Origin of the sequence: Erythrobacter neustonensis (assembly GCF_001663175.1) — a bacterium.
GTDB classification, from domain to species: Bacteria; Pseudomonadota; Alphaproteobacteria; order Sphingomonadales; family Sphingomonadaceae; genus Erythrobacter; species Erythrobacter neustonensis.
On the sequence record NZ_CP016033.1, the window covers coordinates 2518318 to 2541166 of the forward strand.

26 protein-coding genes are annotated in these 22849 nt (G+C 64.7%); 12 read left to right on the forward strand and 14 right to left on the reverse strand.

Annotated features, from left to right (window positions below; genetic code table 11):
• Nucleotides 1-180 precede the first annotated feature (180 nt).
• The 8 genes from A9D12_RS11655 to miaA form a co-directional block, all read right to left on the reverse strand.
• Nucleotides 181-636 carry a hypothetical protein gene (locus A9D12_RS11655; RefSeq protein WP_068352012.1) on the reverse strand — a complete coding sequence of 152 codons (456 nt, stop codon included), beginning with the start codon at nucleotides 634-636 and terminating at the stop codon, nucleotides 181-183.
• Between the two features lie 81 nt (nucleotides 637-717).
• The gene (locus A9D12_RS11660) at nucleotides 718-1866 is read right to left on the reverse strand and encodes an alpha-hydroxy acid oxidase (RefSeq protein WP_068352014.1); all 1149 of its coding nucleotides are present in this window, start codon (nucleotides 1864-1866) and stop codon (nucleotides 718-720) included.
• Nucleotides 1867-1914: 48 nt separating this feature from the next.
• Entirely contained in the window at nucleotides 1915-2574 is a 660-nt protein-coding gene (locus A9D12_RS11665) for a YceI family protein (protein ID WP_068352016.1), read from the reverse strand.
• Nucleotides 2575-2646: 72 nt separating this feature from the next.
• Nucleotides 2647-3246 (reverse strand): DUF4329 domain-containing protein, encoded by a 600-nt coding sequence (locus A9D12_RS11670; protein WP_068352018.1) that lies wholly within the window; start codon nucleotides 3244-3246, stop codon nucleotides 2647-2649.
• Between the two features lie 18 nt (nucleotides 3247-3264).
• Nucleotides 3265-4284, reverse strand: coding sequence for a ketol-acid reductoisomerase (gene ilvC / locus A9D12_RS11675; RefSeq protein WP_068352019.1), 1020 nt, complete (start codon nucleotides 4282-4284; stop codon nucleotides 3265-3267).
• 38 nt (nucleotides 4285-4322) lie between these two features.
• Nucleotides 4323-4838 (reverse strand): acetolactate synthase small subunit, encoded by a 516-nt coding sequence (gene ilvN / locus A9D12_RS11680; RefSeq protein WP_068352021.1) that lies wholly within the window; start codon nucleotides 4836-4838, stop codon nucleotides 4323-4325.
• An 18-nt stretch (nucleotides 4839-4856) separates the two neighbouring features.
• Nucleotides 4857-6602: a biosynthetic-type acetolactate synthase large subunit gene (gene ilvB / locus A9D12_RS11685; protein ID WP_068354411.1), complete on the reverse strand. Its 1746-nt coding sequence runs from the start codon at nucleotides 6600-6602 to the stop codon at nucleotides 4857-4859.
• A gap of 163 nt (nucleotides 6603-6765) precedes the next feature.
• Nucleotides 6766-7722, reverse strand: a complete 957-nt coding sequence (miaA, locus tag A9D12_RS11690; protein WP_068354413.1) for a tRNA (adenosine(37)-N6)-dimethylallyltransferase MiaA — start codon at nucleotides 7720-7722, stop codon at nucleotides 6766-6768.
• Here miaA and serB point away from each other — a divergent pair.
• Together serB and A9D12_RS11700 are read left to right on the forward strand one after the other, a co-directional pair.
• Nucleotides 7715-8599 carry a phosphoserine phosphatase SerB gene (gene serB / locus A9D12_RS11695; RefSeq protein ID WP_068352023.1) on the forward strand — a complete coding sequence of 295 codons (885 nt, stop codon included), beginning with the start codon at nucleotides 7715-7717 and terminating at the stop codon, nucleotides 8597-8599. The two genes, miaA and serB, sit on opposite strands and share 8 nt — an antisense overlap.
• A 146-nt stretch (nucleotides 8600-8745) precedes the next feature.
• Complete coding sequence (locus A9D12_RS11700) at nucleotides 8746-9591, forward strand: Coq4 family protein (RefSeq protein ID WP_197489815.1); 846 nt, start codon at nucleotides 8746-8748, stop codon at nucleotides 9589-9591.
• Between the two features lie 18 nt (nucleotides 9592-9609).
• Here the strand turns inward: A9D12_RS11700 and A9D12_RS11705 are convergent, their stop codons facing one another.
• The 4 genes from A9D12_RS11705 to A9D12_RS11720 are packed head-to-tail and all read right to left on the reverse strand — an operon-like array spanning nucleotide 9610 to nucleotide 13416.
• Entirely contained in the window at nucleotides 9610-10020 is a 411-nt protein-coding gene (locus A9D12_RS11705) for a DUF3052 family protein (RefSeq protein ID WP_068354420.1), read from the reverse strand.
• On the reverse strand, nucleotides 10020-12257 hold the full coding sequence (gene purL, locus A9D12_RS11710; RefSeq protein WP_068352025.1) for a phosphoribosylformylglycinamidine synthase subunit PurL: 2238 nt from the start codon (nucleotides 12255-12257) through the stop codon (nucleotides 10020-10022). The genes A9D12_RS11705 and purL overlap by 1 nt, the downstream gene beginning before the upstream one ends.
• A gap of 30 nt (nucleotides 12258-12287) precedes the next feature.
• Entirely contained in the window at nucleotides 12288-12962 is a 675-nt protein-coding gene (locus tag A9D12_RS11715) for a hypothetical protein (RefSeq protein ID WP_068352027.1), read from the reverse strand.
• A 25-nt stretch (nucleotides 12963-12987) separates the two neighbouring features.
• Nucleotides 12988-13416, reverse strand: a complete 429-nt coding sequence (locus A9D12_RS11720; RefSeq protein ID WP_082925547.1) for a DUF2177 family protein — start codon at nucleotides 13414-13416, stop codon at nucleotides 12988-12990.
• An 82-nt stretch (nucleotides 13417-13498) separates the two neighbouring features.
• On the opposite strand from A9D12_RS11720, the gene A9D12_RS11725 reads away from it, so the two are divergent.
• The 10 genes from A9D12_RS11725 (at nucleotide 13499) to A9D12_RS11770 (ending at nucleotide 21212) form a co-directional block, all read left to right on the forward strand.
• Nucleotides 13499-13771: an exodeoxyribonuclease VII small subunit gene (locus tag A9D12_RS11725; protein ID WP_068352028.1), complete on the forward strand. Its 273-nt coding sequence runs from the start codon at nucleotides 13499-13501 to the stop codon at nucleotides 13769-13771.
• Nucleotides 13772-13774: 3 nt separating this feature from the next.
• Nucleotides 13775-14686 carry a polyprenyl synthetase family protein gene (locus A9D12_RS11730; RefSeq protein WP_068352030.1) on the forward strand — a complete coding sequence of 304 codons (912 nt, stop codon included), beginning with the start codon at nucleotides 13775-13777 and terminating at the stop codon, nucleotides 14684-14686.
• 26 nt (nucleotides 14687-14712) lie between these two features.
• On the forward strand, nucleotides 14713-15225 hold the full coding sequence (coaD, locus tag A9D12_RS11735) for a pantetheine-phosphate adenylyltransferase (protein ID WP_068352032.1): 513 nt from the start codon (nucleotides 14713-14715) through the stop codon (nucleotides 15223-15225).
• A gap of 90 nt (nucleotides 15226-15315) precedes the next feature.
• Nucleotides 15316-16044 carry a peptidylprolyl isomerase gene (locus tag A9D12_RS11740; RefSeq protein ID WP_068354426.1) on the forward strand — a complete coding sequence of 243 codons (729 nt, stop codon included), beginning with the start codon at nucleotides 15316-15318 and terminating at the stop codon, nucleotides 16042-16044.
• 42 nt (nucleotides 16045-16086) lie between these two features.
• Nucleotides 16087-17124 (forward strand): tRNA preQ1(34) S-adenosylmethionine ribosyltransferase-isomerase QueA, encoded by a 1038-nt coding sequence (queA, locus tag A9D12_RS11745; protein WP_068352033.1) that lies wholly within the window; start codon nucleotides 16087-16089, stop codon nucleotides 17122-17124.
• A 9-nt stretch (nucleotides 17125-17133) separates the two neighbouring features.
• Nucleotides 17134-18078, forward strand: a complete 945-nt coding sequence (locus tag A9D12_RS11750; RefSeq protein ID WP_068352036.1) for an ABC transporter ATP-binding protein — start codon at nucleotides 17134-17136, stop codon at nucleotides 18076-18078.
• Complete coding sequence (locus tag A9D12_RS11755) at nucleotides 18078-18845, forward strand: ABC transporter permease (protein WP_068352038.1); 768 nt, start codon at nucleotides 18078-18080, stop codon at nucleotides 18843-18845. Before A9D12_RS11750 ends, A9D12_RS11755 begins: the two co-directional genes overlap by 1 nt.
• Before the next feature lie 158 nt (nucleotides 18846-19003).
• A complete protein-coding gene (locus A9D12_RS11760) occupies nucleotides 19004-19582 on the forward strand; it encodes an outer membrane beta-barrel protein (RefSeq protein ID WP_156522874.1) in 579 nt (192 codons plus the stop codon).
• 191 nt (nucleotides 19583-19773) lie between these two features.
• A complete protein-coding gene (tgt, locus tag A9D12_RS11765; protein ID WP_068352042.1) occupies nucleotides 19774-20910 on the forward strand; it encodes a tRNA guanosine(34) transglycosylase Tgt in 1137 nt (378 codons plus the stop codon).
• Nucleotides 20910-21212, forward strand: coding sequence for a chorismate mutase (locus A9D12_RS11770; RefSeq protein ID WP_068352044.1), 303 nt, complete (start codon nucleotides 20910-20912; stop codon nucleotides 21210-21212). Before tgt ends, A9D12_RS11770 begins: the two co-directional genes overlap by 1 nt.
• An 82-nt stretch (nucleotides 21213-21294) precedes the next feature.
• Here A9D12_RS11770 and rpsD read toward each other — a convergent pair whose 3' ends face one another.
• Both rpsD and A9D12_RS11780 read right to left on the reverse strand, forming a co-directional pair.
• On the reverse strand, nucleotides 21295-21909 hold the full coding sequence (rpsD, locus tag A9D12_RS11775) for a 30S ribosomal protein S4 (RefSeq protein ID WP_068352045.1): 615 nt from the start codon (nucleotides 21907-21909) through the stop codon (nucleotides 21295-21297).
• 175 nt (nucleotides 21910-22084) lie between these two features.
• The gene (locus A9D12_RS11780; RefSeq protein WP_068352048.1) at nucleotides 22085-22846 is read right to left on the reverse strand and encodes an RNA methyltransferase; all 762 of its coding nucleotides are present in this window, start codon (nucleotides 22844-22846) and stop codon (nucleotides 22085-22087) included.
• Nucleotides 22847-22849 lie beyond the last annotated feature (3 nt).

Genomic DNA, 22849 nt, shown 5'->3' on the forward strand with positions numbered 1-22849 from the left:
GGGAAGGAATGCTGTCGGCGGTGACCCTTGGGAGCAGCGCCGCGAGCGTTCCTGACGCGCGACTGCCTACGCCCAAGGGCGGATAAGTCGAAGCAGCGAAAGTCCGTTACGCATCATGGCTCGCGTCATTGCCGATTATTGCGCGGCGCGCAAGCCGGGAATGGCCCGCGTGTCGCGCGCCTACCCGCAGCGGGCGTCGCGAATGATGTTCTGCCCGTCGAGCATGATCGACAAGCGCGGGTTTGTTGGATCGGGATTGACGGTCGCAGTCGATCCGAAGGCGACGAAGCGCAGGTTGTCCGTCCGGCCCAGCGCTCCGGCGATTTCGGCGCGGGTCGGCTGGTCTGCCGGGCGGCCGATAAAGGGGGCCATCAGCGGCGCACCGCAGTTGGCGGCGGCAGGATCGGTCAGGGTGCCGCGGGCAAAGGCACCGGGCGCTGCGCCGGGCAGGGGGGCAGCGACTTGCGGGGCATTGGTCGCATTGGCCACCGGAGAGGACGCGGCGGGCGCGGTGCCGGGCTGGCCGATCCGCTGCGCAAAGCTGTCCGCGTCATTGCCCGGCGTCGCAGGCGCGCTGTCGCAGGCGGTCAAGGCAAGAGCGGCAAGGCTGAGGCAAAGACCGGCGGCGCGGATCATCGTTGGTTCTCCATGAGGAAGTGCGTTCGGCGGCCCATAGACTGCATGAAATGACAGGCTTGTGACAAACACTCTTTCGCGTCAGCGCCGCCGCAGCCGATCGCCCGTCAACTGGTCGATCCGCGTCACCCCCATCAATCGCATCCCGCGCTCGATCTCGTCCCTCAGGATGCCGAGCGCGCGTTCGACCCCGTCCTGTCCTGCCGCGGCGAGTGCATAGAGATAGAGCCGCCCGCCCGATGCGGCGTTGGCCCCGCTGCACATCGCCTTCAGCACGTGGGTGCCGCGCCGCACGCCGCCATCGCAAATCACTTCGATCCGCCCGCCGACCGCATCGAGGATCTCGGGGAGCTGGTCGAACGGCGCGCGGCTGCCGTCGAGCTGCCGCCCGCCGTGATTGGAGATCATGATCGCATCGGCGCCGATCTCGACCGCGCGGCGCGCGTCGCCCGCGCTCATCACGCCTTTCAGCACGAAGGTGCCGCCCCAGTCCTGCCGGATCCGTGCCGCCGTGTCCCAATCCATCGCGGTGTCGAGCATCGTGTTGAAATATTCGGCGATGCTCACCGCCTTACCGGTGCCTTCGGAGACATGTGTGTCGAGGTTGGGGAGACGGAATTTTTCGCGCAAGACATAGTCCAGCGTCCAGCGCGGACGGGTGGCGTAACTGACGATGCTGGCCGGGGTGAAGCGCGGCGGGGTGGTAAAGCCCGAGCGCAGGCAGCGCTCCCGCTTGCCCGAGACGATGGTGTCCACCGTCAGCGCAAGCGCATCGAACCCGGCGCTCTGGCAACGCTGGATCATGCTGGCGTTGAGGCCCTTGTCCTTGTGAACATAGAGCTGGAACAGCTTGGGCCCGGCGGTGAGCGCGGCGATCTCCTCGATGCTGCGCGTCGCGAGGCTGGAAATCCCGAACCACAGGCCGAATTTCTCGGCCGCACGCGCCACTGCGGTTTCGCCCTGCCAGTGGAACGCGCGCTGGACCGCGGTGGGCGACAGGATCAGCGGCAGCGCCGACTTGCGGCCAAGGATGGTGCAGGAAGTATCGATGTTTGCCACGCCTGCCAGCACATCGGGCACCAGATCGACATCGTCGAAGGCGGCGGTGTTGCGCGTCTTGGTCCGCTCGTCATCGGCGGCGCCGTCGATGTAATCGAACACGGGGAAGGGAAGCCGCGCCTTGGCGAGCTTCCGGAAATCGTCGATGTTGTGGCAATCGGACAAGCGCATCGTAGTGACACGCCTGCCCGATTGCTTTGCCCAAGTCGAGCGGGCTTTTTACTGCTTTTCGAATGCTACGCTGATGTCGAGTTCGACTTCATCGCTGACCATCGGGATGCCGTAATTCACCCCGAAGTCCGACCGCTTGATGCTGGTTTCGGCTTCGAAGCCGATCGTCGCCTTCTTGTTCATGGGGTTGTTGCCCGCGCCGGTGAATTCGGCCTCGAAGGTGACGGGCTTGGTCACGCCGTTCATCGTCAGGTCGCCGGTGATCGTCGCCTTCATCCCGTCGGCCTTGACACTGGTGGAAACGAAGCGAGCGGGCGCGGGCGCAGGGCCGAAGAAATCGGGCTTGGCGCCGTCCTTGCCGGCGCGCAGCAGGTGATCGGTCAGACCCTTGCTGGCCGTGGTCACGTTGGCGATCGGGATCGTCACATCGACCTTTGCGGCATCGAGATTGGCCGGATCGATCACGAGCGTGCCCGCGACATCGCCGAACAGTCCGTAATAGTCGTTGAAGCCGAAATGGTTGACCTCGAAGGCGATCAGGGAGTGCGCGGAATCGGCGGCATAGGTGCCCGCGGTCACGCGCGATGCATCGGGCTGGCCCGGAACCTGCATGGCGGCTTGCGCGAAGATGGCAGGGGCGGCGGTGATTCCGGCAGTCACGGCGACCAGCGCGCTCGCCGCGGCGAGATACAGATTGCGTTGCTTCATCGGACAATTCTCCTGTTTGTTTGCCGTGCCAATCCGCGCATCACGCCCCGGTTCCAGCAATCGTGCAGGCGATCAGCATTCCGCGACAGGCCGCCGTGCGCGCGCGGCAAGCTGGGCCAGGGTGTAGCTTTGCGCAACCGTATCATCGGAGCAGGCACGATACGCGGGATCGCTAGTCAGACAGCCTTCGCCGCAGACCAGCACCGCGCGTCCGGTGTTGGCATCGTTGCGCCACAGGCGCCCGCCCGGGGTGGCGATATAGCCGTCGAAGCCCTCGCCGATATCGCCCTGGAGATCGGTCACCGATGGCACTTCGCTGTCATATTCGGCGCTGAATGCGGCGTGGGTATGGATCGTTGCCACGGGCGCCATGCCGGGCTCATCGAAATATCTGAGGTCGCAGGTCGCCTCGTCACCGGCGCGCACCGGACTTGATCCAAGCGCGCCCGTGTCATCCTCGAAGATGATCGCGCACAGTTCGACGTTTTCGGCAAAGGAGCGCGGTTGCATCGCATCGAGACGCGCAGCCGCGAAATCCTGCACTTCGCCTTGCGAGACGGTGACGACGAAGTCTTCCGGTCCCTTCACGGTCCACGCCGAATGCACGACGATCGCCACCCACAGGATGGCGATCGCGGCATAGACCAGTTTCAGTTTCGGGCCGTCGAACATCCGGCCGGTGCTGTGGCGTCAGTTCTTGGCCTTGTCGACCAGCTTGTTGGCGGCGATCCACGGCATCATTGCCCGCAGCTTCTCGCCGGTCTGCTCGATCGGGTGCGCGGCGGCCTGCTTGCGTGCGGCCTTCAGTTCTGGCTGGCCCGCACGGTTGTCGAGCACGAAGTTCTTCACGAAACGGCCCGACTGGATGTCGGCGAGCACGCGCTTCATTTCGGCCTTGGTTTCGGGCGTGATGATGCGCGGGCCGGTGGTGATGTCGCCATATTCGGCGGTGTTGCTGATCGAATAGCGCATGTTGGCGATGCCGCCTTCATAGAGCAGGTCGACGATCAGCTTGGTTTCGTGGAGGCACTCGAAATAGGCCATTTCGGGGGCGTAACCGGCTTCGACCAGCGTCTCGAACCCAGCCTGGATAAGGTGCGTGATCCCGCCGCACAGCACCGCCTGCTCGCCGAACAGATCGGTTTCGCATTCCTCGCGGAAGTTGGTCTCGATGATGCCGCTGCGCCCGCCGCCCACGGCCGAGGCATAGGCAAGCGCCACGTCATGCGCGCTGCCGGTCGCGTCCTGATGGATCGCGATGAGGCAGGGCACGCCGCCGCCTTTCACATATTCGCTGCGCACGGTGTGGCCGGGGCCCTTGGGGGCGATCATGATCACGTCGATGTCCGACGGCGCCTCGATCAGGCCGAAGTGGATGTTGAGCCCGTGGGCAAAGGCGAGCGCGGCGCCGGGCTTCATGTGGCCCTTGAGGTCGTTTTCCCAGATCGCGGCCTGATGCTCGTCGGGCGCGAGGATCATGATAATATCGGCCCATTGCGCGGCCGCGGTGTTGCTGAGCACCTTGAAGCCAGCATCTTCCGCCTTCTTCGCGGTGGCCGAACCTTCGCGCAGCGCGATGGCGACTTCGGCCACACCGCTGTCACGCAGGTTCTGGGCATGGGCGTGGCCCTGCGAGCCATAGCCAACGATGGCGACCTTCTTGGGCTTGATCAGATCGAGATCGGCGTCGGCGTCGTAATAGACTTTCATCAGTGTTCTCTCTTGCAGATTGTATTCGTTGGATTTGGTTAGACGGCCTGCGCCCCGCGCATCATGCCGACAATCCCGGTGCGGCCGACTTCGACGAGGCCCAGTTCGCGCATCAGGCCGATGAAGCTGTCGACCTTGTCGGGCGGGCCGGTGATCTCGAAGATGAAGCTTTCGGTGGTGGTGTCGACGGGCCGGGCGCGGAAGATGTCGGCGAGGCGCAGTGCCTCGACCCGCTTTTCGCCCGTGCCGGTAACCTTGATGAGAGCGAGTTCGCGCTCCACGTGCGGCCCAGCGGTGGTGAGATCGGTGACCTTGTGCACCGGCACCAGCCGCTCGAGCTGTGCCTCGATCTGGTCGATCACCTGCGGCGGGCCGTTGGTGACGATGGTAATGCGGCTGATCGCGTGGTCTTCGGAGATGTCTGCCACGGTCAGGCTGTCGATGTTGTAACCGCGCGCGGTGAACAGGCCGGTGATCTTGGCGAGAATCCCCGGCTCGTTATCGACGGTGACGGCGAGCACGTGACGCTCGGAGGCCGCTTCGGCAATCTTCATGGGCATTGTCGGGGTGTCCTAGACCAGCGCCTTGGCTTCGTCGTCCATCGTGCCGTCCACGATGTCGCCGTAAAGCATCATTTCGGTATGCGCCGCGCCCGACGGGATCATCGGCAAGCAGTTGGCATCCTGCGCAACGAGGCAGTCGACGATCACCGGGCCGTTATGGTCGAGCATCCGCATGATGCCGTCGTCCAGCTCGCGTTCTTCGGTGATGCGGATGCCCTTCCAGCCATACGCCTCGGCGAGCTTCACGAAATCGGGCAGGCTGTCCGAATAGGAGTTCGAATAGCGGCTCTCATAGGTCAGTTCCTGCCACTGGCGGACCATGCCCATGTATTCGTTGTTGAGGATGAAAATCTTGACCGGCAAGCGGTATTGCGATGCGGTGCCGAGTTCCTGGATGTTCATCTGGATGCTCGCTTCGCCCGCGATGTCGATCACCAGCGCATCGGGGTGGCCCAATTGCGCGCCGATCGCGGCGGGCAGGCCATAGCCCATCGTCCCGAGGCCGCCGCTGGTGAGCCACTTGTTCGGATCCTCGAACCCGAAATATTGCGCCGCCCACATCTGGTGCTGGCCGACCTCGGTCGAAATGATCGGCTTTCGCGCATGGGTCAGCGCGTGCAGCCGCTCGACCGCCTTTTGCGGCATGATCATGCCCGGGTTCTTGGCCGAGCGTTCGGGATAGGCGAGGCTTTCACGCGCGCGCCAGCCCGCGATCCGCGCCTTCCATTCGCCGAGATTCTGCGCCTGCCGCGTGCCCCAGGCCGCGATCATCTGCGCCAGCACCGTGCCGCAATCGCCAAGGATTCCCAGATCCACCGGCACGACCTTGTTGATCGAGGAGCGGTCGATATCGATGTGGATCTTCTTCGAACCGGGCGAGAAGGCATCCAGCCTGCCGGTCACCCGGTCATCGAACCGCGCACCGATGCAAACCATCACGTCGCACTGGTTCATCGCCATGTTGGCTTCGTAGGTGCCGTGCATTCCCAGCATCCCCAGCCAATCGGGATGGTTGCTGGGAAAGGCGCCCAGACCCATCAGGGTCGACGTGACCGGCGCGCCGGTGATGTCCTGCAACTGGCGCAGCAGGCGGCTGGCCTCGGGGCCGGAATTGATGATGCCGCCGCCGGTGTAGAAGATTGGCCGCTGCGCATTGGCGATCATTTCCACCGCCTCGATCACCTGTTCGGGCGGGGCAACGGTCTGCGGCGCATAGCGGTGCGCGCCCGCGCGCGTCAGCGAACGGCGTTCGGAGGGGACGGCGATCTGGACGTTCTTGGGGATGTCGATCACCACCGGGCCGGGCCTGCCGGTGGTGGCGATCAGGAAGGCTTCCTTAATCGTCGCGGCAAGATCGGCCGGGTCTTTGACCAGATAATTGTGCTTGGTGCAGTGGCGGGTGATGCCGATGGTGTCGGCTTCCTGGAAGGCATCGGTGCCGATCAAGGCTGTCGGCACCTGCCCGGTGATGACCACCATCGGGATCGAATCCATCCACGCATCCGCAATCCCGGTAATTGCGTTGGTTGCGCCGGGGCCGCTGGTGACCAGCACCACGCCGGGCTTGCCGGTGGCGCGGGCATAGCCTTCGGCAGCGTGTGCGGCGCCGGCTTCGTGGCGCACGAGGATGTGGCGGATGCGTTCGTCGCCGAACAATTCGTCGTAGATCGGGAGCACCGCGCCGCCGGGATAGCCAAAGACGAATTCCACCCCCTGATCGATCAGGCACTGCACCAGGATCGCCGCGCCGCTCATCGTGGCGGGGGTATCCGAAGGGGGCGAGGCAGGAGCCTGATGGCCGGGCACGGGAAACTCCATCTGTAAACGCGCTTCAATATGAAAACCGGCCCGGTGCACAAAGCTGCGCAGCGGGCCGACTGATGGCCGCGCTAAAGGTCATAATCTGATGGGTCAACCCCTATTTGCGCAATAATGATGCAAAAGCCGCCACAATGTCGATATTTTCGGATTCCCATGTTGGGTGCGCCCGCGGCCAATCGGCAGGCGGCTGGCGTCTGAACCAGGTGAACTGCCGCTTGGCATAATTGCGTGTCGCCTGACTGCCGGCAGCGATCACCGCTTCGGCGTCGATCTCTCCGGCAAGCCAGGCGGCGATTTCGGGGACGCCGATCGCGCGCATCACGGGCAATTCGGGATCGAGCCCGCGGGCGAGCAGGGCCTCGACCTCGGCCACCGCGCCGGAATCGAGCATCGCTTCGAACCGCGCATCGCACCGATCATAAAGCCACTGGCGTTCCGGCTCGATGATGAGCGGGTGCAGCGTCACGACATCGCCGATCCCGCCAGATTTGGCATGCTGCCAATCGCCCAGCGTCACCCCGGTCGACCGCTTGACCTCAAGCGCGCGGGCGATCCTCTGCGTGTCGCCGGGGGCGAGCATCGCGGCGCGTTCGGGATCCTCGATCGAAAGCAGGCTGTAGGCGTCCGCCTCGCTCAGCGCGCGCACGGCATTGCGCACCGCAGGATCGATCGGCGGGATCGGCGCGATGCCTTCAAGCAGCACCTTGATATACATTCCCGTGCCGCCGACGAGGATGGGGACGATGCCTGCCGCATGGCAATCGGCGATCTCGGCCGCAGCACGCGCGGCCCAGGCGGCGGCCGAACAGGCTTCGGCCCCGTCCCACGCGCCGAACAGGCGGTGTTCTATCCCTTCCATCTCATCCTCGGTGGGCCGTGCGGAGAGGATTTGCAGATCGGCATAGACCTGCGCGGAATCGGCGTTGACGATCACCGTCTTCCGCCCGTCGGCGGCAAGGCGCTGCGCCAGCGCAATCGCAATCGCGCTCTTGCCGCTGGCGGTCGGCCCTGCAATGAGCGCGAGGGGTGCTGGTGGAGATACAGGAATGCTCATTGCGCGGCTGATAGCAGAGACTGACGCTTGTGAAACACGTCTCGATGCTTTGTCGGGCGCGCTTGCCGCGGCGGGATCGCCCGTTGCCGCGGCGGCGATGCCCGAAGGCGATGCGGGCGTGCTCGAACTGCAGATGGGCGAGGGCGACCCGGCCGCCGTGCTCGCCGCGATCGACAGCGTCTTCGAAGCGCCTGCGATGCTGGTGGCGCGCGGGCCGATCGTGGTGCCGCGGCTGTTCGTATCCGACATGGATTCGACCATGATCGGGCAGGAGTGCATCGACGAGCTGGCCGATTACGCAGGCATCAAGCCGCAGATCGCCGACATCACCGAGCGCGCAATGCAGGGCGAACTCGATTTCGAAGCAGCGCTGCGCGAGCGCGTCGCCTTGCTTGCGGGGCTGGAAGAGCGCGCGATTGCCGCCTGCCTTGCCGAACGCATCACCGCTTCGCCCGGGGCAAAGGTGCTGGTGGCGACGCTCAATGCGCTGGGCGCGCGCTCGGTGCTGGTGACGGGAGGCTTTCACCACTTCGCCGATCCGGTGGCCGAGATGCTCGGCTTCCACCGCGTGGTGGGCAATCGCCTGGAAGTGGCCGGCGGCAAGCTTACCGGAGGGCTGATCGGCCCGATCACCGACAGCGCGGTCAAGGCTGCGGTGCTGCGCGAGGAGCTTGCCCTGCTCGGCGACGGCACGCCCAGCCTTGCGACAGGCGACGGCGCCAACGACATCCCGATGATCGCGGCGGCGACCTACGGCTTTGCCTACCGTGCCAAGCCCAAGGCGCGCGACGCGGCCAATGGTCGGGTCGACAGCGGCAATCTGACCGCGGTGCTGATCCTGCTGGGCATCCCGCAAAGCGAGTGGCGCACAGATTGAATTCGCGGGCCTGACACCGGGGCAGCGCTGCCACGCGTGAAAAAAAGGGTTTTGATCGACGTACCGAATCGGCTATTAACACTCATGTAAGCAAGCTTTGGCAATGAGTGGCAATCGCTCTGCGCCAACGCACAGGAACCGCTCGCATGAAACAGACCGCTCGCGATCAATACACCCGTATGTTTGCCAAGGATGGTACCGTGCTGCTCCATCCCGACCGCCCCGAGGCGAAGTATCGCCCGCTGCGCGCCTTGCAGAACTTCCGGATGCTGATGCGCGACAAGGAAGACACCGCGGCGGTGTTCCGGATTTTCGAATCATTGCCGTCGAAGGACTTTCTCCCCCGGATCGCCGATCTGGTGGTGTCCGAGAAAGGTGAATACCTGCGTTCGACCGAGCCCTATCTGCCCGAGATCCTCGACGATCACGCGATGCTGCGCCGCACGCCCAAGGGCAGCCTTGCGCATGCCTATTGCGATTTCATGGAGTCCGAGGGCCTGTCGGCTGCCGGGCTGGTGGCCGAAAGCGAGCGTGCGGGCCGTCCGCGTTTTCCCGATCTGGTCGAATGGTACATCAACCGCACGCGCGACACGCACGACATGTTCCATATCCTCACCGGCTATGGCCGCGATGCCTTGGGCGAGGCGAGCGTGCTGCTGTTTACCCACGGGCAGATGCCTAGCCAGGGGCACCTTCTGATCGGCTATGCCGGCGCGGCCAATATCCGCAACATGGTCAAGCCCAGCAAAGCGCCGGTGATGCGCGCGGTTCGCGAAGCGCACCGGATCGGCAAGGGCGCGCCGCAACTGATCGCGCAGCCGATACGCCAGCTGCTCGAACGCCCGCTTGCCGAAGTGCGCGCCGAAATGAAGATCCCCGAACCGGTGCAATACCGCGAATGCCACCGGATCTGGGCCGAAGAAGGGGTGAACCCTTACAACCTGCTCGCCAGCGCCGTGCCCGAAGAGCCCGCCGAACTGCTCGCAGCGTAACCGCTGCGGGCTGACGCGTCAGCGCAGCTCCTTGCGGATCACCAGTTTGAGGGCCGCCCAGTCCGCGTCGATCGCGCAGCCCTTGGTCGCGATCAGCCCATGCGGTTCGCCCGCGGCGCGGACCGCATCTTCGGTGATGTCGGTGGCAATTCCCGCTGCGCCGCAGGGCCAGCTTACCCAGATCTGACCTTCGGGCGATAGCGCGCTGCGCAGCGCGGCAAGCTGCTCTGCCAGTTCGCTTTGGTGCGTCACGAAGATATGCGCCGCGTCGATCCCCTGCGCCGGGTCGGCGACGAAGAACAGTTCGAGCGCATATTCGTCGATCTCGTCGATCACGTGTTCGGGCATGGCGTGGAACCACACCCGCATCCCGTCACGCAACGTCAGCCGCTTCACCAGCGGCAGAGCGGGTGCGGCAGGCGGCTGCATCAGCCCTCCATCCACTCCGCGAAGAACCGCTGGTTGGCGCTGCGCAATTCTTCGAGCGCGACGCCCAGAACGCTGTCGCCGCCGACCGTGCCGATCCGCTGGAAGCCGATCTGCGCGGTCTCGTCGTTGCGCGTGCCCTTGGCGAGCGCTTCGTTGAGCGCGGCGACATCGGGGACGGTGACAAGGTAGCGGCCCTGATCTTCGCCGAACCACCACTGCGCCGGGGTGTAGGCGGGGTTCGCCGCCTCTACCTCGGCGCCGATCCCGCCCGCGAGGGCCATTTCGGCAAGCGCGACCGCAAGCCCGCCGTCGCTAAGATCGTGCACCGCGTTGACGAGGCCGTCTGCGATCAGTTCGTGCATGATCTCGCCCGCGTTCTTTTCCACCGTGAGATCAGTCGGTGGGGTGCGGCCGGCTTCCATACCCTTGACCACGCGCAGCCACAGCGATTGGCCGAGGTGCGAGCGGGTCGGATCGGGCTTGGCCCAGAATTCCGGCCCGACAAGATAGATCGCGTCGCCTTCGTTCTTGAAGTGCATCGTCATCATCTTGTCGAGATCGGTGATGATGCCGACGCCGCCGATCGCGGGTGTGGGCAGGATCGCGCTGCCGCCGCCGGTCGCCTTCGATTCGTTGTAAAGGCTGACGTTGCCGCTCACGATCGGGAAATCGAGCGCGCGGCAGGCATCGCCCATGCCGTCAAGCGCATGGACGATCTGCGCCATGATTTCGGGCCGCTGCGGATTGGCGAAGTTGAGGCAGTTGGTGACCGCAAGCGGCCGCGCGCCCACAGCGCATAGGTTGCGATAGGCCTCCGCAATCGCCTGCTTGCCGCCCTCGTAGGGGTCGGCATAAACGTAGCGCGGGGTGCAATCGGTGGTGATCGCCAACGCCTTGTCCGTCCCGTGGACGCGGACCACGCCCGCATCGCCGCCGGTCTGAAGCGTATCGCCGCCGACCTGCGAATCGTATTGTTCGGCAATCCACCGGCGCGAGGCGAGATCGGGCGAGCCCATCATCGTCAGCAGATCGGCAGCAATATCGTCGCTCGACGGCACTTCGCCGAGCGGCTTGACGCCCGCCCATGCTGCGTATTCGTCCCTGGAAAGATAGGGCCGGTCATACAGCGGCGCGTCGGCCGCGAGCGGGCCGAGCGGAATGTCGCACACCACCTCGCCATCGAATTCGAGCACCATGTGGCCGGTATCGGTCACTTCGCCGATCACCGCGAAATCGAGTTCCCACTTCTTGAAGATCGCCTCGGCCATGGCCTCCTTGCCGGGCTTCAGCACCATGAGCATCCGCTCCTGGCTTTCGGACAGCATCATTTCATAGGGCGTCATCCCGGTTTCGCGGCACGGCACCTTGTTCATGTCGAGCCGGATACCCGCCTTGCCGTTGGTCGCCATTTCGACGCTGGAGGAGGTAAGGCCGGCTGCGCCCATGTCCTGGATCGCAACGATCGCATCGGTCGCCATCAGTTCAAGGCAGGCTTCGATCAGCAGCTTTTCGGTGAACGGATCGCCGACCTGCACCGTCGGGCGCTTGGCCTCGGCATCTTCGCCGAAATCGGCGCTCGCCATCGTGGCGCCATGGATCCCGTCGCGCCCGGTCTTTGAGCCGACATAGACGATCGGATTGCCGAGGCCGGTGGCGGCGGAATAGAATATCTTGTCCTGATCGGCCACGCCGACGGTCATCGCGTTGACGAGGATGTTGCCATCATATGCGGGGTGGAAATTGGTTTCGCCCGCAACCGTGGGCACGCCGACGCAATTGCCATATCCGCCGATGCCAGCGACCACGCCTTGCACCAGATGCTTCATCTTGGGGTGTTCGGGCCGCCCGAAGCGCAGCGCGTTGGCATTGGCCATCGGGCGCGCGCCCATCGTGAAGACATCGCGCAGGATCCCGCCAACCCCGGTCGCCGCACCCTGATAGGGTTCGATGTAGCTGGGGTGGTTGTGGCTCTCCATCTTGAAGATCGCGGCCTGATTGTCGCCGATGTCGATCACGCCCGCGTTCTCGCCCGGACCGCAGATAACCCACGGCGCCTCGGTCGGCAGTTTCTTGAGGTGCAAGCGCGAGGATTTGTAGGAGCAATGCTCCGACCACATCACCGAAAAGATGCCAAGCTCGACCATGTTGGGCTCGCGGCCCAGCGCGGACAGGACGCGCTCGTATTCCTCGGGCGAAAGACCGTGCTGTTCGACGATTTCAGGGGTGATGGTGGACATGAGAGGGTCTCCTTGCGGCAGGCCCCTAGATCACCACGGCTGCAAGGCCAAGCCGCCGCGTTTCCTGAACCAGCGATTCTTCCCCGTCCATACGGCAAGTGCGGTCAGCACCGCGAATGCGAGCAGTGCCTGAAGATAGAGGAACGGGCCGGCGGCGGCGGGATGGGGGGCCAGCCAGTTGACGAGCTGGAACAGCAGCATCGCGGCGATCAGCACGATCGGCGGTCCCGCCGGGCCGCGCGTGCGGCGCATGTAGAACGCAAACCCGGCGGCCACCAATCCCAGCTCGAGCGGGATGGCCACCCACGGCACATTCCACAGGCCCAGCCCGAATTTGGGTTCGGTGCCGCTGATGGTGAGATCGGGGACATGGACGAGGAAATCGAGCAGCCAGTGCGACAGCACCACCATCCCGGCAAGCACGCCAAGCTGCAGATCGCGGCGGTGCAGCGCGACCACGCCCATGAAGGCGGCGGCGAATATGCCCGTGCCCAGCAGGCTGTGGGTATAGGGCATGTGATAGAGGTCGTATGGCACCATCACGCTCGCCGCCGGGTCGATCCGCATCGCTTCCACCCCGAACAGGGCAAAGGTGAAGAACGCCCAGTCGACCAGCTGCGCTGCCACGAACATGACGCCCAGACGCGGCCGTTCGGGTGTCAGCGTGGCAGCGACGAAGGCGGGGGCGAAGTGACCGATGAACATGGATGCTGCCCCCCCCTGAGCCCGATCAGCCCGCGACCACCGGTGCCGCAGGCGCAAACCGCAGTGCGGCCCAGGTCGCTGCCGATGCGGCAACCCCGGTAACGAACGCCCCCCACAGGATGTCGAGCACGCTGATCTGCGTCGCCCACACCTTCATCACCGCCTGAGAGGTAAGATCGAAGGTGGCATAGCACAGTGCGCCCAGCAAAATTCCGTTGAGCATCGCGGCCTGCACGCCGCCGCCTTCGAGGCCTGGCCGAACCGCGAACCAGCACATGCCCGCGATATAGATCAGATAGAACGCGATCGCCGCGCGCAGGTTGAAATCCTTGGCCATGATCTCGCCGATGACCGGCTTGTAGAGATTGACCGAAGCCCAGCGCAGCCAGACCGCATCGAGCGCCAGAAAGGCGACTGCCGCGACGCCATAGGCAATGATCCACTTCAGCAGCATGTCGGCTTATCCTGTGTTGGTTGAACCCGCCCGTTGCCGCCAGCCTTGACCGCACCGCTGCGCGCCGTCAATGCTCGCAGGCATGGACGAGGGCACTTCATCACCGGCAACCGCCGGACAGGACATCGCCGGGTTGAGTTTCGAGCAGGCGCTCGGCCAACTCGAACAGATCGTGCAACAGCTTGAGCGCGGCGACGTGCCGCTCGACCAGTCGATCGGGCTTTACGAACGCGGCGAGGCGCTGCGTGCAGCCTGCCAGACGCGGCTCGATGCAGCGCAGGCCCGGATCGAACGGATCGTCACCGCTGCCGATGGCCGCGCGGGCGCGACCAAGCCGTTCGACGCGGAAGGGTAAGCGATGCTGCTCGAAACGAAAGGCGACGTGCTGCGCGAAGCGATCACCCGCACCCAATCCGAAATCGATTCGCTGTTCGATGCGCTGCTCCCGGTGCCGGGCGATACCAGCGCGCGTCTGGTTGAGGCGATGCGCTATGCCGCAATCGGCGGCGGCAAGCGGGTGCGTCCGCTGCTGGTGTGCAGCACGGCAGCGCTGTTCGGCGTATCGCGCGATGCCGCCTTGCGTGCGGGCGCGGCGATCGAGGCGATCCATGTCTATTCGCTGATCCACGATGATCTGCCCTGCATGGACAATGACGATCTGCGGCACGGCAAGCCGACCTTGCACAAGGCCTATGACGAAGCGACCGCGGTGCTGGCGGGCGACGCGCTCCATGCGCTCGCCTTCGAAATCCTTGCCGACGATGCGACCTCGGAAGATCCCTTCACCCGCAGCGAACTGATCCTGACGCTGGGCCAGGCAAGCGGGATGAGCGGGATGGCGGGCGGCCAGATGATGGACATGGTCGCCGATGCCGAAGGCGTGGTTTACGATCTTCACGCGGTCACCCGGCTTCAGCAGTTGAAGACCGGCGCGCTGCTCGCTGCGGCGGTCGAAATGGGCGCGATCCTCGGCAAGGTCGCGCCGCAGGGCAGGGCGCACCTGCGCGCCTATGCCCGCGACATCGGGCTCGCCTTCCAGATCGTCGATGATCTGCTCGATGTCGAAGGCGATATCGAAAAGGCCGGCAAGGCGCTGCGCAAGGACGATGCGCAGGGCAAGCAGACCTTCGTCACGCTGCTCGGTGTCGAGCGCGCGCGCGAACAGGCCCGTGCGCTGGTCGATCAGGCCGAACTGCGGCTTGCGTCCTATGGGCCGGAGGCCGACGTGCTGCGCGCGCTCGCCCGTTACATCGTCGAGCGCGACCGCTGATCGCGGCGCCCGGACAAGGACTTGCCATGACCCGCCGTATCGGAATCTACCCCGGCACCTTCGATCCCATCACGCTGGGCCACGCCGACATCATCCGGCGCGGATCGAAGCTGGTCGATCACCTGATCATCGGGGTGACGACGAACCCGTCGAAGAACCCGATGTTCTCGACCGAAGAGCGTTTCGCGATGGTCGAGCGCGAGGTTGCAAATCTCGGCCTCACCAATGTCGAAGTGGTGGGCTTCAACGCGCTGCTGGTGAAGTTTGCGCAAAAGCAGCGCGCCAGCGTCATCATTCGCGGGCTGCGCGCGGTGGCGGACTTCGAATACGAATATCAGATGGCGGGCATGAACCAGCAGCTCGACCACGCGATCGAAACCGTGTTCCTGATGGCCGACGTGTCGCTGCAACCGATCGCGTCCAAGCTGGTCAAGGAAATCGCGATCTATGGCGGCGATATCGCCCGCTTTGTCAGCGCGCCGGTGTGCGAGGAAGTCGTCGCGCGCGTGCGCGAACTGGGACTGAAGGGCGATTACTGATCGCCGCCTGAAACCATTGCCCTTCGTTCATTCATTGCAGTGTCAGAACGCCGTGGCTACATGCGCGGTTCAAATCCGGACGGAACCATGATGACAGCCAAGCTTGCCACCGCCTTTGCCGCTCTTGCCCTGATGGCCGCGCCGCACGCTGCCTTTGCGCAGGCCAAGGACGACACCCCGCCGACGGCCTTCGGTGAGAACAAGGAAGCCGCTGCCGAGGACACCGCGCCCAAGGCCCCTCGCCAATATGCGATGATCGATTACGATGTGGCGTCGGACCCGGACAATATCTGGGTGCTCGACCTGTCGAACGGTCAGCGGGTCAAGGCCCGTCTTCAAGCCGATTGGGCGCCCGCGCATGTCGCGCGGATCAAGGAACTGACCCGTGCGGGCTTTTACGACGGGGTGGTGTTCCACCGCGTGATCGACGGTTTCATGGCCCAAGGCGGCGATCCGACCGGCACCGGACAGGGCGGCAGCGAGCTTCCCGATCTCAAGGCCGAATTCAACCCGATGCCGCATGTGCGCGGCACGCTGTCGATGGCCCGCGCGGCGAGCGACGACAGCGCCAACAGCCAGTTCTTCATCGTCTTCTATCCGCGTTTCAGCCTCGACAAGAAATACACCAATTTCGGCCGCGTGATCGAGAACATGGAAGCGGTCGACGCGATCACCCGGGGCGAGCCGCCTGCAACGCCGACCTATATCGTCCAGGCCTCGATCGCATCGGACAACAAGGCACCGCCGCCGCCGCCGGCACCGGCCACAGCCGAGCCGATCTCGGCCGACATGCTGAGCGCGCCGCTCCCGACCAAGTAAGCCCCTTTCGCGCCGCGCGCTGACCCCTTATGGGCGCGCGGCATGAAGGTTGACCTGTTCGATTTCGATCTGCCGCCCGAACGCATCGCGCTGCGCCCGGCGCGTCCGCGCGATGCGGCGCGCATGCTGGTGGTGCAGGGGCAGGATGCGCCGTTCGAAGATCGTGGCGTGCGCGATCTGCCGCAGCTTCTCGAAGCGGGCGATGTCCTCGTTTTCAATGACACGCGCGTGATCCCCGCCCAGCTCGAAGGTCGGCGCGCCGGCGGCGAAGCCAAGGTGGGCGCAACCTTGCACAAGCGTATCGACCTGCGCCGCTGGCAGGCGTTTCTGAAGAATGCCAAGCGGGTGAAGCTGGGCGATCAGCTGATCTTCGGCGGCGGCGTCACCGCGATTGCCGAAGACCGCCACGATGACGGATCGCTGACCCTGATGTTCGAAGGCGATGAACCGGTCGAAGTGCTGCTGCACCGCGCAGGCACGATGCCGCTGCCGCCCTACATCGCCTCCAAGCGCGGGGTCGATCGTCAGGACCTCGAAGACTACCAGACGATGTTCGCCGCCGAGGAAGGCGCGGTGGCCGCGCCCACGGCCTCGCTGCACTTCACGCAAGAGCTGGTCGATGCGCTCGACGACGCCGGGATCGGCCGTGCGACGCTGACGCTGCATGTCGGGGCAGGGACGTTCCTGCCGGTCAAAGCGGACGACACCGACGATCACCGGATGCATGCCGAGTTCGGACGCATTTCGCCTGCCACCGCAGCGCAGCTCAACGCTGCACGCGAGGCGGGTGGGCGAGTCATCGCGGTCGGCACGACCTCGCTCCGCTTGCTGGAAAGCGCTGCCGATGCCGATGGGATCATCCACCCTTTCGAAGGCGACACCGCGATCTTCATCACCCCCGGTGTTCGGCTGCGCGCAGTCGATGGCCTGATGACCAACTTTCACCTGCCCAAATCGACTCTGATGATGCTGGTCAGTGCTTTGATGGGACGCGAGCGGATGATGGCGGCCTACGCCCATGCGATCGCTAGCAACTACCGTTTCTATTCCTATGGTGACTCCTCGCTGCTGCTCCCGTAACCCGGTTGCATGCACGAACCCATTCTTTCGGTCCGCGGGCTGACCAAGACTTATCGCGGCGGCACACGCGCGCTCGACGCGGTCGATCTCGATATCCGCAAGGGCGAGATTTTTGCACTGCTCGGGCCGAACGGAGCGGGCAAGACCACCTTGATCGGGGCGGTGTGCGGATTGGTGCGGCCTACCGCGGGCACGATCACCGCGTTCGGGCAGGACCTGGCGTCCAACTGGCGCAGCGCACGCGCGCGGATCGGGCTGGTGCCGCAGGAACTGAGCACCGACATGTTCGAAACGGTCTGGCGCGCGGTCGCCTATTCGCGCGGTCTGTTCGGCAAGCCTTCGGACCCTGCTCGGCTTGAGGAAATCCTGAAGAGCCTGTCGCTGTGGGACAGGAAGGACGCGCAGATCCGCGCGCTGTCGGGCGGGATGAAGCGCCGCGTGCTGATCGCCAAGGCGCTGGCGCATGATCCCGAACTCCTGTTCCTCGATGAACCCACCGCGGGCGTCGATGTCGAACTGCGCAAGGGCATGTGGGAGCAGATCGCCGCGCTCAAGCAACGCGGGGTGACGATCATTCTGACGACCCACTATATCCAGGAGGCGGAGGAAATGGCCGATCGCGTGGGCATCATCCAGCGCGGCCGGATCCGGATGGTCGATGAAAAGCGCGCGATGATGGAACGGCTCGGAACGACCGAAGCCGTGATCGATCTGGCGCAACCGATGACCGCGATCCCCGCCAGCCTCGGAGCCTACGCGCTCGAGCTTGCCGATGGCGGGCGGCGGTTGATCTACCGCGGCGGCAATGGCGAGGGCAAGGGCCGCGCCGCGGTGGCGCAGCTCGCCCAGCAACTGACACGCGACGGGATCACCTTCACCAGCCTCGACATCCACGATTCGTCACTCGAGGATATTTTCGTCGGTCTTCTCGGCGCGCAAGGGGAGCCTGCGTGATGCACTTCAATCTTCGCAGCGCCTTTGCGATCTACCAGCGCGAAATGGCGCGCGCTTTTCGAACCGCCTTCCAGTCGATCCTCGCGCCGGTGCTTACCACCTCGCTCTACTTCGTGGTGTTCGGCACCGTGATCGGGGCCCGGATGGAATCGGTTGCAGGCGTGCCCTACGGCGCCTTCATCATCCCCGGCCTGCTGATGCTGACCCTCTTGGCCGAGACGACCAGCAATGCCAGCTTCGGGATCTACATGCCGCGCTTCACCGGGACGATCTACGAGCTGTTGTCCGCACCTGTCGGAGTGGCCGAAACGCTGGCCGGTTTCGTCGGCGCGGCGGCCACCAAGGGGCTGATCCTTGCCGCGATCATTCTCGCCACCGCCCGGTGTTTCGTCGATTACGAGATAGCGCACCCGCTGCTGGCAGTGATCTACATCATGCTCGTCGCCGCCAGCTTCGCGCTGTTCGGGTTCATCCTCGGTATCTGGGCCGACTCGTTCGAAAAGCTGGGAATCATTCCGATGCTGATCCTGACCCCGCTGACGTTCCTCGGCGGAACATTCTACTCGATCCGCGACCTGCCCGCGCTGTGGGAGACGATTGCGCTGGCCAATCCGATCGCGTTTCTGGTCAGCGGGCTGCGCTACAGCTTTTATGGGACGGGGGACGTGCCGATTGCCTTGTCGCTCGGGCTCACGCTGGGATTTCTGACCCTTTGCACGATCGTCATCACCGTCATTTTCCGCACAGGGTGGCGCCTAAGAGACTAAACCAGGTTAGAAACTCCGTCTTTCGTCGGCCATATCGAACCATTCGTCGGACATTAATGAACAACACAGATTTCGTTCATTGCGCGGCAACGATCGAATACCTAGCTGCGGCGAGACGTCGCACCTCCCGCGGCGGTTCGAAAAGGACAAAGAATATCATGAAGAAGCTTGTCTTCGCTTCGCTCGCCGCAGCCGGCGCGCTTGCAGTTCCCGCTGCCGCTCAGGCACAGACGGAAACCCGCCCCGACATCACCATCGGCGCGACCGTTGGTACGCACGATCTCGGCATCGACCTCGGTGACCTCGACGCCGACGACGGCGAGTTCGACGATCTGAACATCGACGACGATTCGACCATCTTCGGTGGCTTCGCTGCAGCCGATTTCCCGATCGGCGAAAGCATGTTTGCCGGTGTTGAAGGCAACTTCCACTTCGGCGACGGCCCGATCGAATCGGAATACGGCGCTGCAGCCCGTCTCGGCTTCCGCACCGAAGGCGGCACCAAGATCTTCGCACGCGGCGGTTACCAGTGGGTCGACCTCGACCTCGAAAACCTGACCGGCGTCAGCGAAGACTTCCTCGATGAAAACGACATCGACGTGAAGGACGTTGCAGGCGACTACCTCGTCGGCGTCGGCGTTGAAGTTCCGGTGAGCTCGTTTGTGCTTCGCGCAAACGTCGACACCGTTGCGTTCGACACCCTGCGTGCGACCGCCGGCGTCGGCTTCAAGTTCTGATCCGACACTGACAGGCACACACGAACGGCCCGGCCGTTTGCTGTGAGCCGAAGTGATCACGTGATGCGGGGCGGCCCATGGTCGCCCCGCATTGCTGTATCTGGCGGAGGCGCATCCCAGCCTATGTCCCTCCGCGACACATCCGCGCACGCGTGACAGCGGGGCGCGGCGCGGCTAGGGCGCTTGGCGCGATGACACTGCCCCGTTTCTCCTTCACCCTCCACGCCACCAGCGGCAAGGCCCGCACCGGCGTCATCCAGATGCAGCGCGGCGAGATCCGCACGCCGGCTTTCATGCCGGTCGGCACGGCCGCCACGGTCAAGGCAATGAAGCCCGAGGCCGTGCGCCAGACCGGTGCCGACATCATCCTCGGCAACACCTATCACCTGATGCTGCGTCCGGGTGCCGAACGCGTCGCGCGGCTCGGCGGGCTGCACAAATTCATGAACTGGGACCGCCCGATCCTTACCGACAGCGGCGGCTATCAGGTGATGAGCCTGTCGGAACTGCGCAAGCTGACCGAACAGGGCGTCGAATTCCGCAGCCATATCGATGGCAGCAAGCACATGATCAGCCCCGAGCGCAGCATGGAGATCCAGCGCCTGCTCGGCAGCGACATCGTGATGGCCTTCGACGAATGCCCCCGCGCCGATCGCCCGCGCGACGATATCGCGGCTTCGATGGAATTGTCGATGCGCTGGGCGCGCCGCAGCCGCGAAGGCTTCGACAGCGGCGCAGAGCACGCGGCGCGCGCAGCTCTGTTCGGCATCCAGCAGGGCGCGCTGCACGAAGACCTGCGCCGGATCAGCGCCGACAAGCTCACCGACATCGGTTTCGATGGCTATGCAGTCGGCGGGCTTGCCGTGGGCGAGGGGCAGGAGGCGATGTTCGGCGTGCTCGATTACGCGCCCGACATGCTGCCGGCGGATCGCCCGCGTTACCTGATGGGGGTGGGCAAGCCCGATGATCTGGTCGGTGCGGTCGAACGCGGCATCGACATGTTCGATTGCGTGCTGCCAACGCGGTCTGGCCGCAACGGGCAGGCGTTCACCTGGAACGGACCGCTCAACCTCAGGAACGCGCGCTTTGCCGAGGACACCGGACCGTTGGATGACCGCTGCACCTGCCCGGTCTGCACCACCTACAGCCGCGCCTATATCCATCATCTGGTAAAGTCGGGCGAAATGCTCGGCGCGATGCTGGTGACCGAGCACAATCTGAGCTTTTATCAGGCCTTGATGGCTGGCATGCGGACTGCCATTGCCGCTGGCACATTTGCCGAATTTGCCGCCACGTTCCGGCGCGATTATCTTGGAAGTTCCGCCTGATGCCCAAAATGCCCGACGATTGCCAGACGATGCCCGAGGTGCGCGCCGGGGTGGACGCACTCGACCGCGAGCTGGTGGCGCTGCTGGTGACCCGTTTCGGCTACATGCGCGCCGCCGCCCGGATCAAGCCGGGCCGCGATGCGGTGCGCGACGAGGAGCGCAAGGCCAGTGTGATCGCCGCGGCCGTCGCCGAAGCCGAGGCTCACAAGCTTCCGAGCGACGTGATCCGCGATATCTGGGAACGGCTCGTCGAAGGTTCGATCGCCTATGAACTCGACGAATGGGACCGCACCCGAACCTGATGCGATCCGCAGCGACCCAACGAAAAAGGGCGGCCCCGCGAAGGGCCGCCCTTTTTGTTTGGCTGCTGTGTCCCTTGCAGGATCAGCGCGAATAGAATTCGACCACCAGGTTCGGTTCCATCGTCACCGGGTAGGGGACTTCGTCGAGCTTGGGAACGCGGGTGAAGGTGATCTTGTCGGTGCCGTCGGGCTGGACATAATCGGGAATGTCACGCTCGGCGAGGCTCTGCGCTTCGATCACGAGTGCCATTTCCTTGGCCTTGCTGCCGAGGCTGACAACGTCGCCGACGTTCACGCGGCGCGATGCGATGTTGCACGTCACGCCGTTGACGTAGATGTGGCCGTGGCTGACGATCTGGCGCGCGGCGAAGATGGTCGGCGCGAACTTGGCGCGGTAGACGACCATGTCCAGGCGCTGCTCGAGCAGGCCGATCAGGTTCTGGCTGGTGTCGCCCTTCAGACGCGATGCTTCGGCATAGGTGCGCTTGAACTGCTTTTCGGTCACATCGCCGTAGTAGCCCTTGAGCTTCTGCTTGGCGCGCAGCTGCAGGCCATAGTCGCTCATCTTGCCCTTGCGGCGCTGACCGTGCTGGCCGGGGCCGTAGGAGCGCTTGTTCACGGGCGAATTGGGGCGACCCCAGATGTTCTCGCCCATGCGGCGATCGAGCTTGTACTTGGCGCTTTTACGCTTCGACATACGTCGTATCCTTCATTTGCTGAGCCGCCCCCATCGGGCAGCTGTTGAACCCGGCACCGCACCATCCCGCCTCAGGCGGGATGCGGCCACTGCTTCACCGGGGTGCAGGGCCAATTGCGAAGGCGCGCGCATAGCAGGATGGGGGCACAGGTCAAGCGCCTGCGTACACTCCGCGCTATTCGCTGCGTTCGCGCCGCGCCATATAGCTGAGGATCCCGCGCAGTGTGCGCACTTCAAGGTGGTTCCAGCCCGGCTTCGTCAGCACCCCGCGCAGCGTGCGCCGCGTGGCCTCTGCACGACCCTCGGGAAGGAAATAGCCCTTGGGTTCGAGCAGCGTCTCGAAATGCGCGATCAGGCCTTCGAGCTCTTCCTGCGGGGCGGGCGGAAGGGTGTCCTCGCGCGTCGGCTGCACCAGCGTTCCGCCCGCATCCGAGCCTTCGCCCGCCATCTCGCGCCCGATCCGCGCCCATTCATAGGCGACCAGAATCACCGCCTGCGCCAAATTGAGCGAGGCGAATTCGGGATTGATCGGGATCGTCAGGATACTGCGGGCAAGCGCCACGTCTTCGGTCTCCAGCCCTGAACGTTCGGGGCCGAAGATGATCGCGTGCCGTCCGGCAAGCTGGTGGATCTGCCGCCCGGCCTCGTCCGCGCCGATCACGGGCTTGGTCACGCCGCGCTTGCGCACGGTGGTGGCGTGGACATACTGGCAATCGGCCACGGCTTCGGCGGTCGTGACAAACACCTTGGCCTGCTGCAGCACGATGTCCGCGCCCGCTGCCGCCGGGCCAGCCGAGGGGTTGGGCCAGCCATCGCGCGGGGTCACGAGCCGCAGTTCGGTCAGCCCGAAATTGAGCATCGCGCGTGCAGCCTTGCCGATGTTTTCGCCCAGTTGCGGGCGCACCAGCACGATCACCGGCTTGTTGAGACCAGCCATTTT

Coding starts and splice junctions, on each gene's coding strand:
- miaA (WP_068354413.1), bottom strand. CDS start 7,722: ATGAGCATTCCTGTATCTCCACCAGCACCCCTCGCGCTCATTGCAGGG.
- A9D12_RS11660 (WP_068352014.1), bottom strand. CDS start 1,866: ATGCGCTTGTCCGATTGCCACAACATCGACGATTTCCGGAAGCTCGCC.
- rpsD (WP_068352045.1), bottom strand. CDS start 21,909: ATGTCGAAGCGTAAAAGCGCCAAGTACAAGCTCGATCGCCGCATGGGC.
- A9D12_RS11740 (WP_068354426.1), top strand. CDS start 15,316: ATGACAGCCAAGCTTGCCACCGCCTTTGCCGCTCTTGCCCTGATGGCC.
- serB (WP_068352023.1), top strand. CDS start 7,715: ATGCTCATTGCGCGGCTGATAGCAGAGACTGACGCTTGTGAAACACGT.
- ilvB (WP_068354411.1), bottom strand. CDS start 6,602: ATGAGCGGCGCGGCGATCCTGGTGCAGTGCCTGATCGATCAGGGGGTG.
- coaD (WP_068352032.1), top strand. CDS start 14,713: ATGACCCGCCGTATCGGAATCTACCCCGGCACCTTCGATCCCATCACG.
- A9D12_RS11670 (WP_068352018.1), bottom strand. CDS start 3,246: ATGTTCGACGGCCCGAAACTGAAACTGGTCTATGCCGCGATCGCCATC.
- A9D12_RS11770 (WP_068352044.1), top strand. CDS start 20,910: ATGCCCAAAATGCCCGACGATTGCCAGACGATGCCCGAGGTGCGCGCC.
- A9D12_RS11780 (WP_068352048.1), bottom strand. CDS start 22,846: ATGGCTGGTCTCAACAAGCCGGTGATCGTGCTGGTGCGCCCGCAACTG.
- ilvC (WP_068352019.1), bottom strand. CDS start 4,284: ATGAAAGTCTATTACGACGCCGACGCCGATCTCGATCTGATCAAGCCC.
- purL (WP_068352025.1), bottom strand. CDS start 12,257: ATGTCCACCATCACCCCTGAAATCGTCGAACAGCACGGTCTTTCGCCC.
- A9D12_RS11655 (WP_068352012.1), bottom strand. CDS start 636: ATGATCCGCGCCGCCGGTCTTTGCCTCAGCCTTGCCGCTCTTGCCTTG.
- A9D12_RS11760 (WP_156522874.1), top strand. CDS start 19,004: ATGAAGAAGCTTGTCTTCGCTTCGCTCGCCGCAGCCGGCGCGCTTGCA.
- A9D12_RS11705 (WP_068354420.1), bottom strand. CDS start 10,020: ATGCAGCCGCCTGCCGCACCCGCTCTGCCGCTGGTGAAGCGGCTGACG.
- ilvN (WP_068352021.1), bottom strand. CDS start 4,838: ATGAAGATTGCCGAAGCGGCCTCCGAGCGTCACGTGCTCGCCGTCACC.
- A9D12_RS11665 (WP_068352016.1), bottom strand. CDS start 2,574: ATGAAGCAACGCAATCTGTATCTCGCCGCGGCGAGCGCGCTGGTCGCC.
- A9D12_RS11715 (WP_068352027.1), bottom strand. CDS start 12,962: ATGTTCATCGGTCACTTCGCCCCCGCCTTCGTCGCTGCCACGCTGACA.
- tgt (WP_068352042.1), top strand. CDS start 19,774: ATGACACTGCCCCGTTTCTCCTTCACCCTCCACGCCACCAGCGGCAAG.
- A9D12_RS11725 (WP_068352028.1), top strand. CDS start 13,499: ATGGACGAGGGCACTTCATCACCGGCAACCGCCGGACAGGACATCGCC.
- A9D12_RS11750 (WP_068352036.1), top strand. CDS start 17,134: ATGCACGAACCCATTCTTTCGGTCCGCGGGCTGACCAAGACTTATCGC.
- A9D12_RS11755 (WP_068352038.1), top strand. CDS start 18,078: ATGCACTTCAATCTTCGCAGCGCCTTTGCGATCTACCAGCGCGAAATG.
- queA (WP_068352033.1), top strand. CDS start 16,087: ATGAAGGTTGACCTGTTCGATTTCGATCTGCCGCCCGAACGCATCGCG.
- A9D12_RS11730 (WP_068352030.1), top strand. CDS start 13,775: ATGCTGCTCGAAACGAAAGGCGACGTGCTGCGCGAAGCGATCACCCGC.
- A9D12_RS11720 (WP_082925547.1), bottom strand. CDS start 13,416: ATGCTGCTGAAGTGGATCATTGCCTATGGCGTCGCGGCAGTCGCCTTT.
- A9D12_RS11700 (WP_197489815.1), top strand. CDS start 8,746: ATGAAACAGACCGCTCGCGATCAATACACCCGTATGTTTGCCAAGGAT.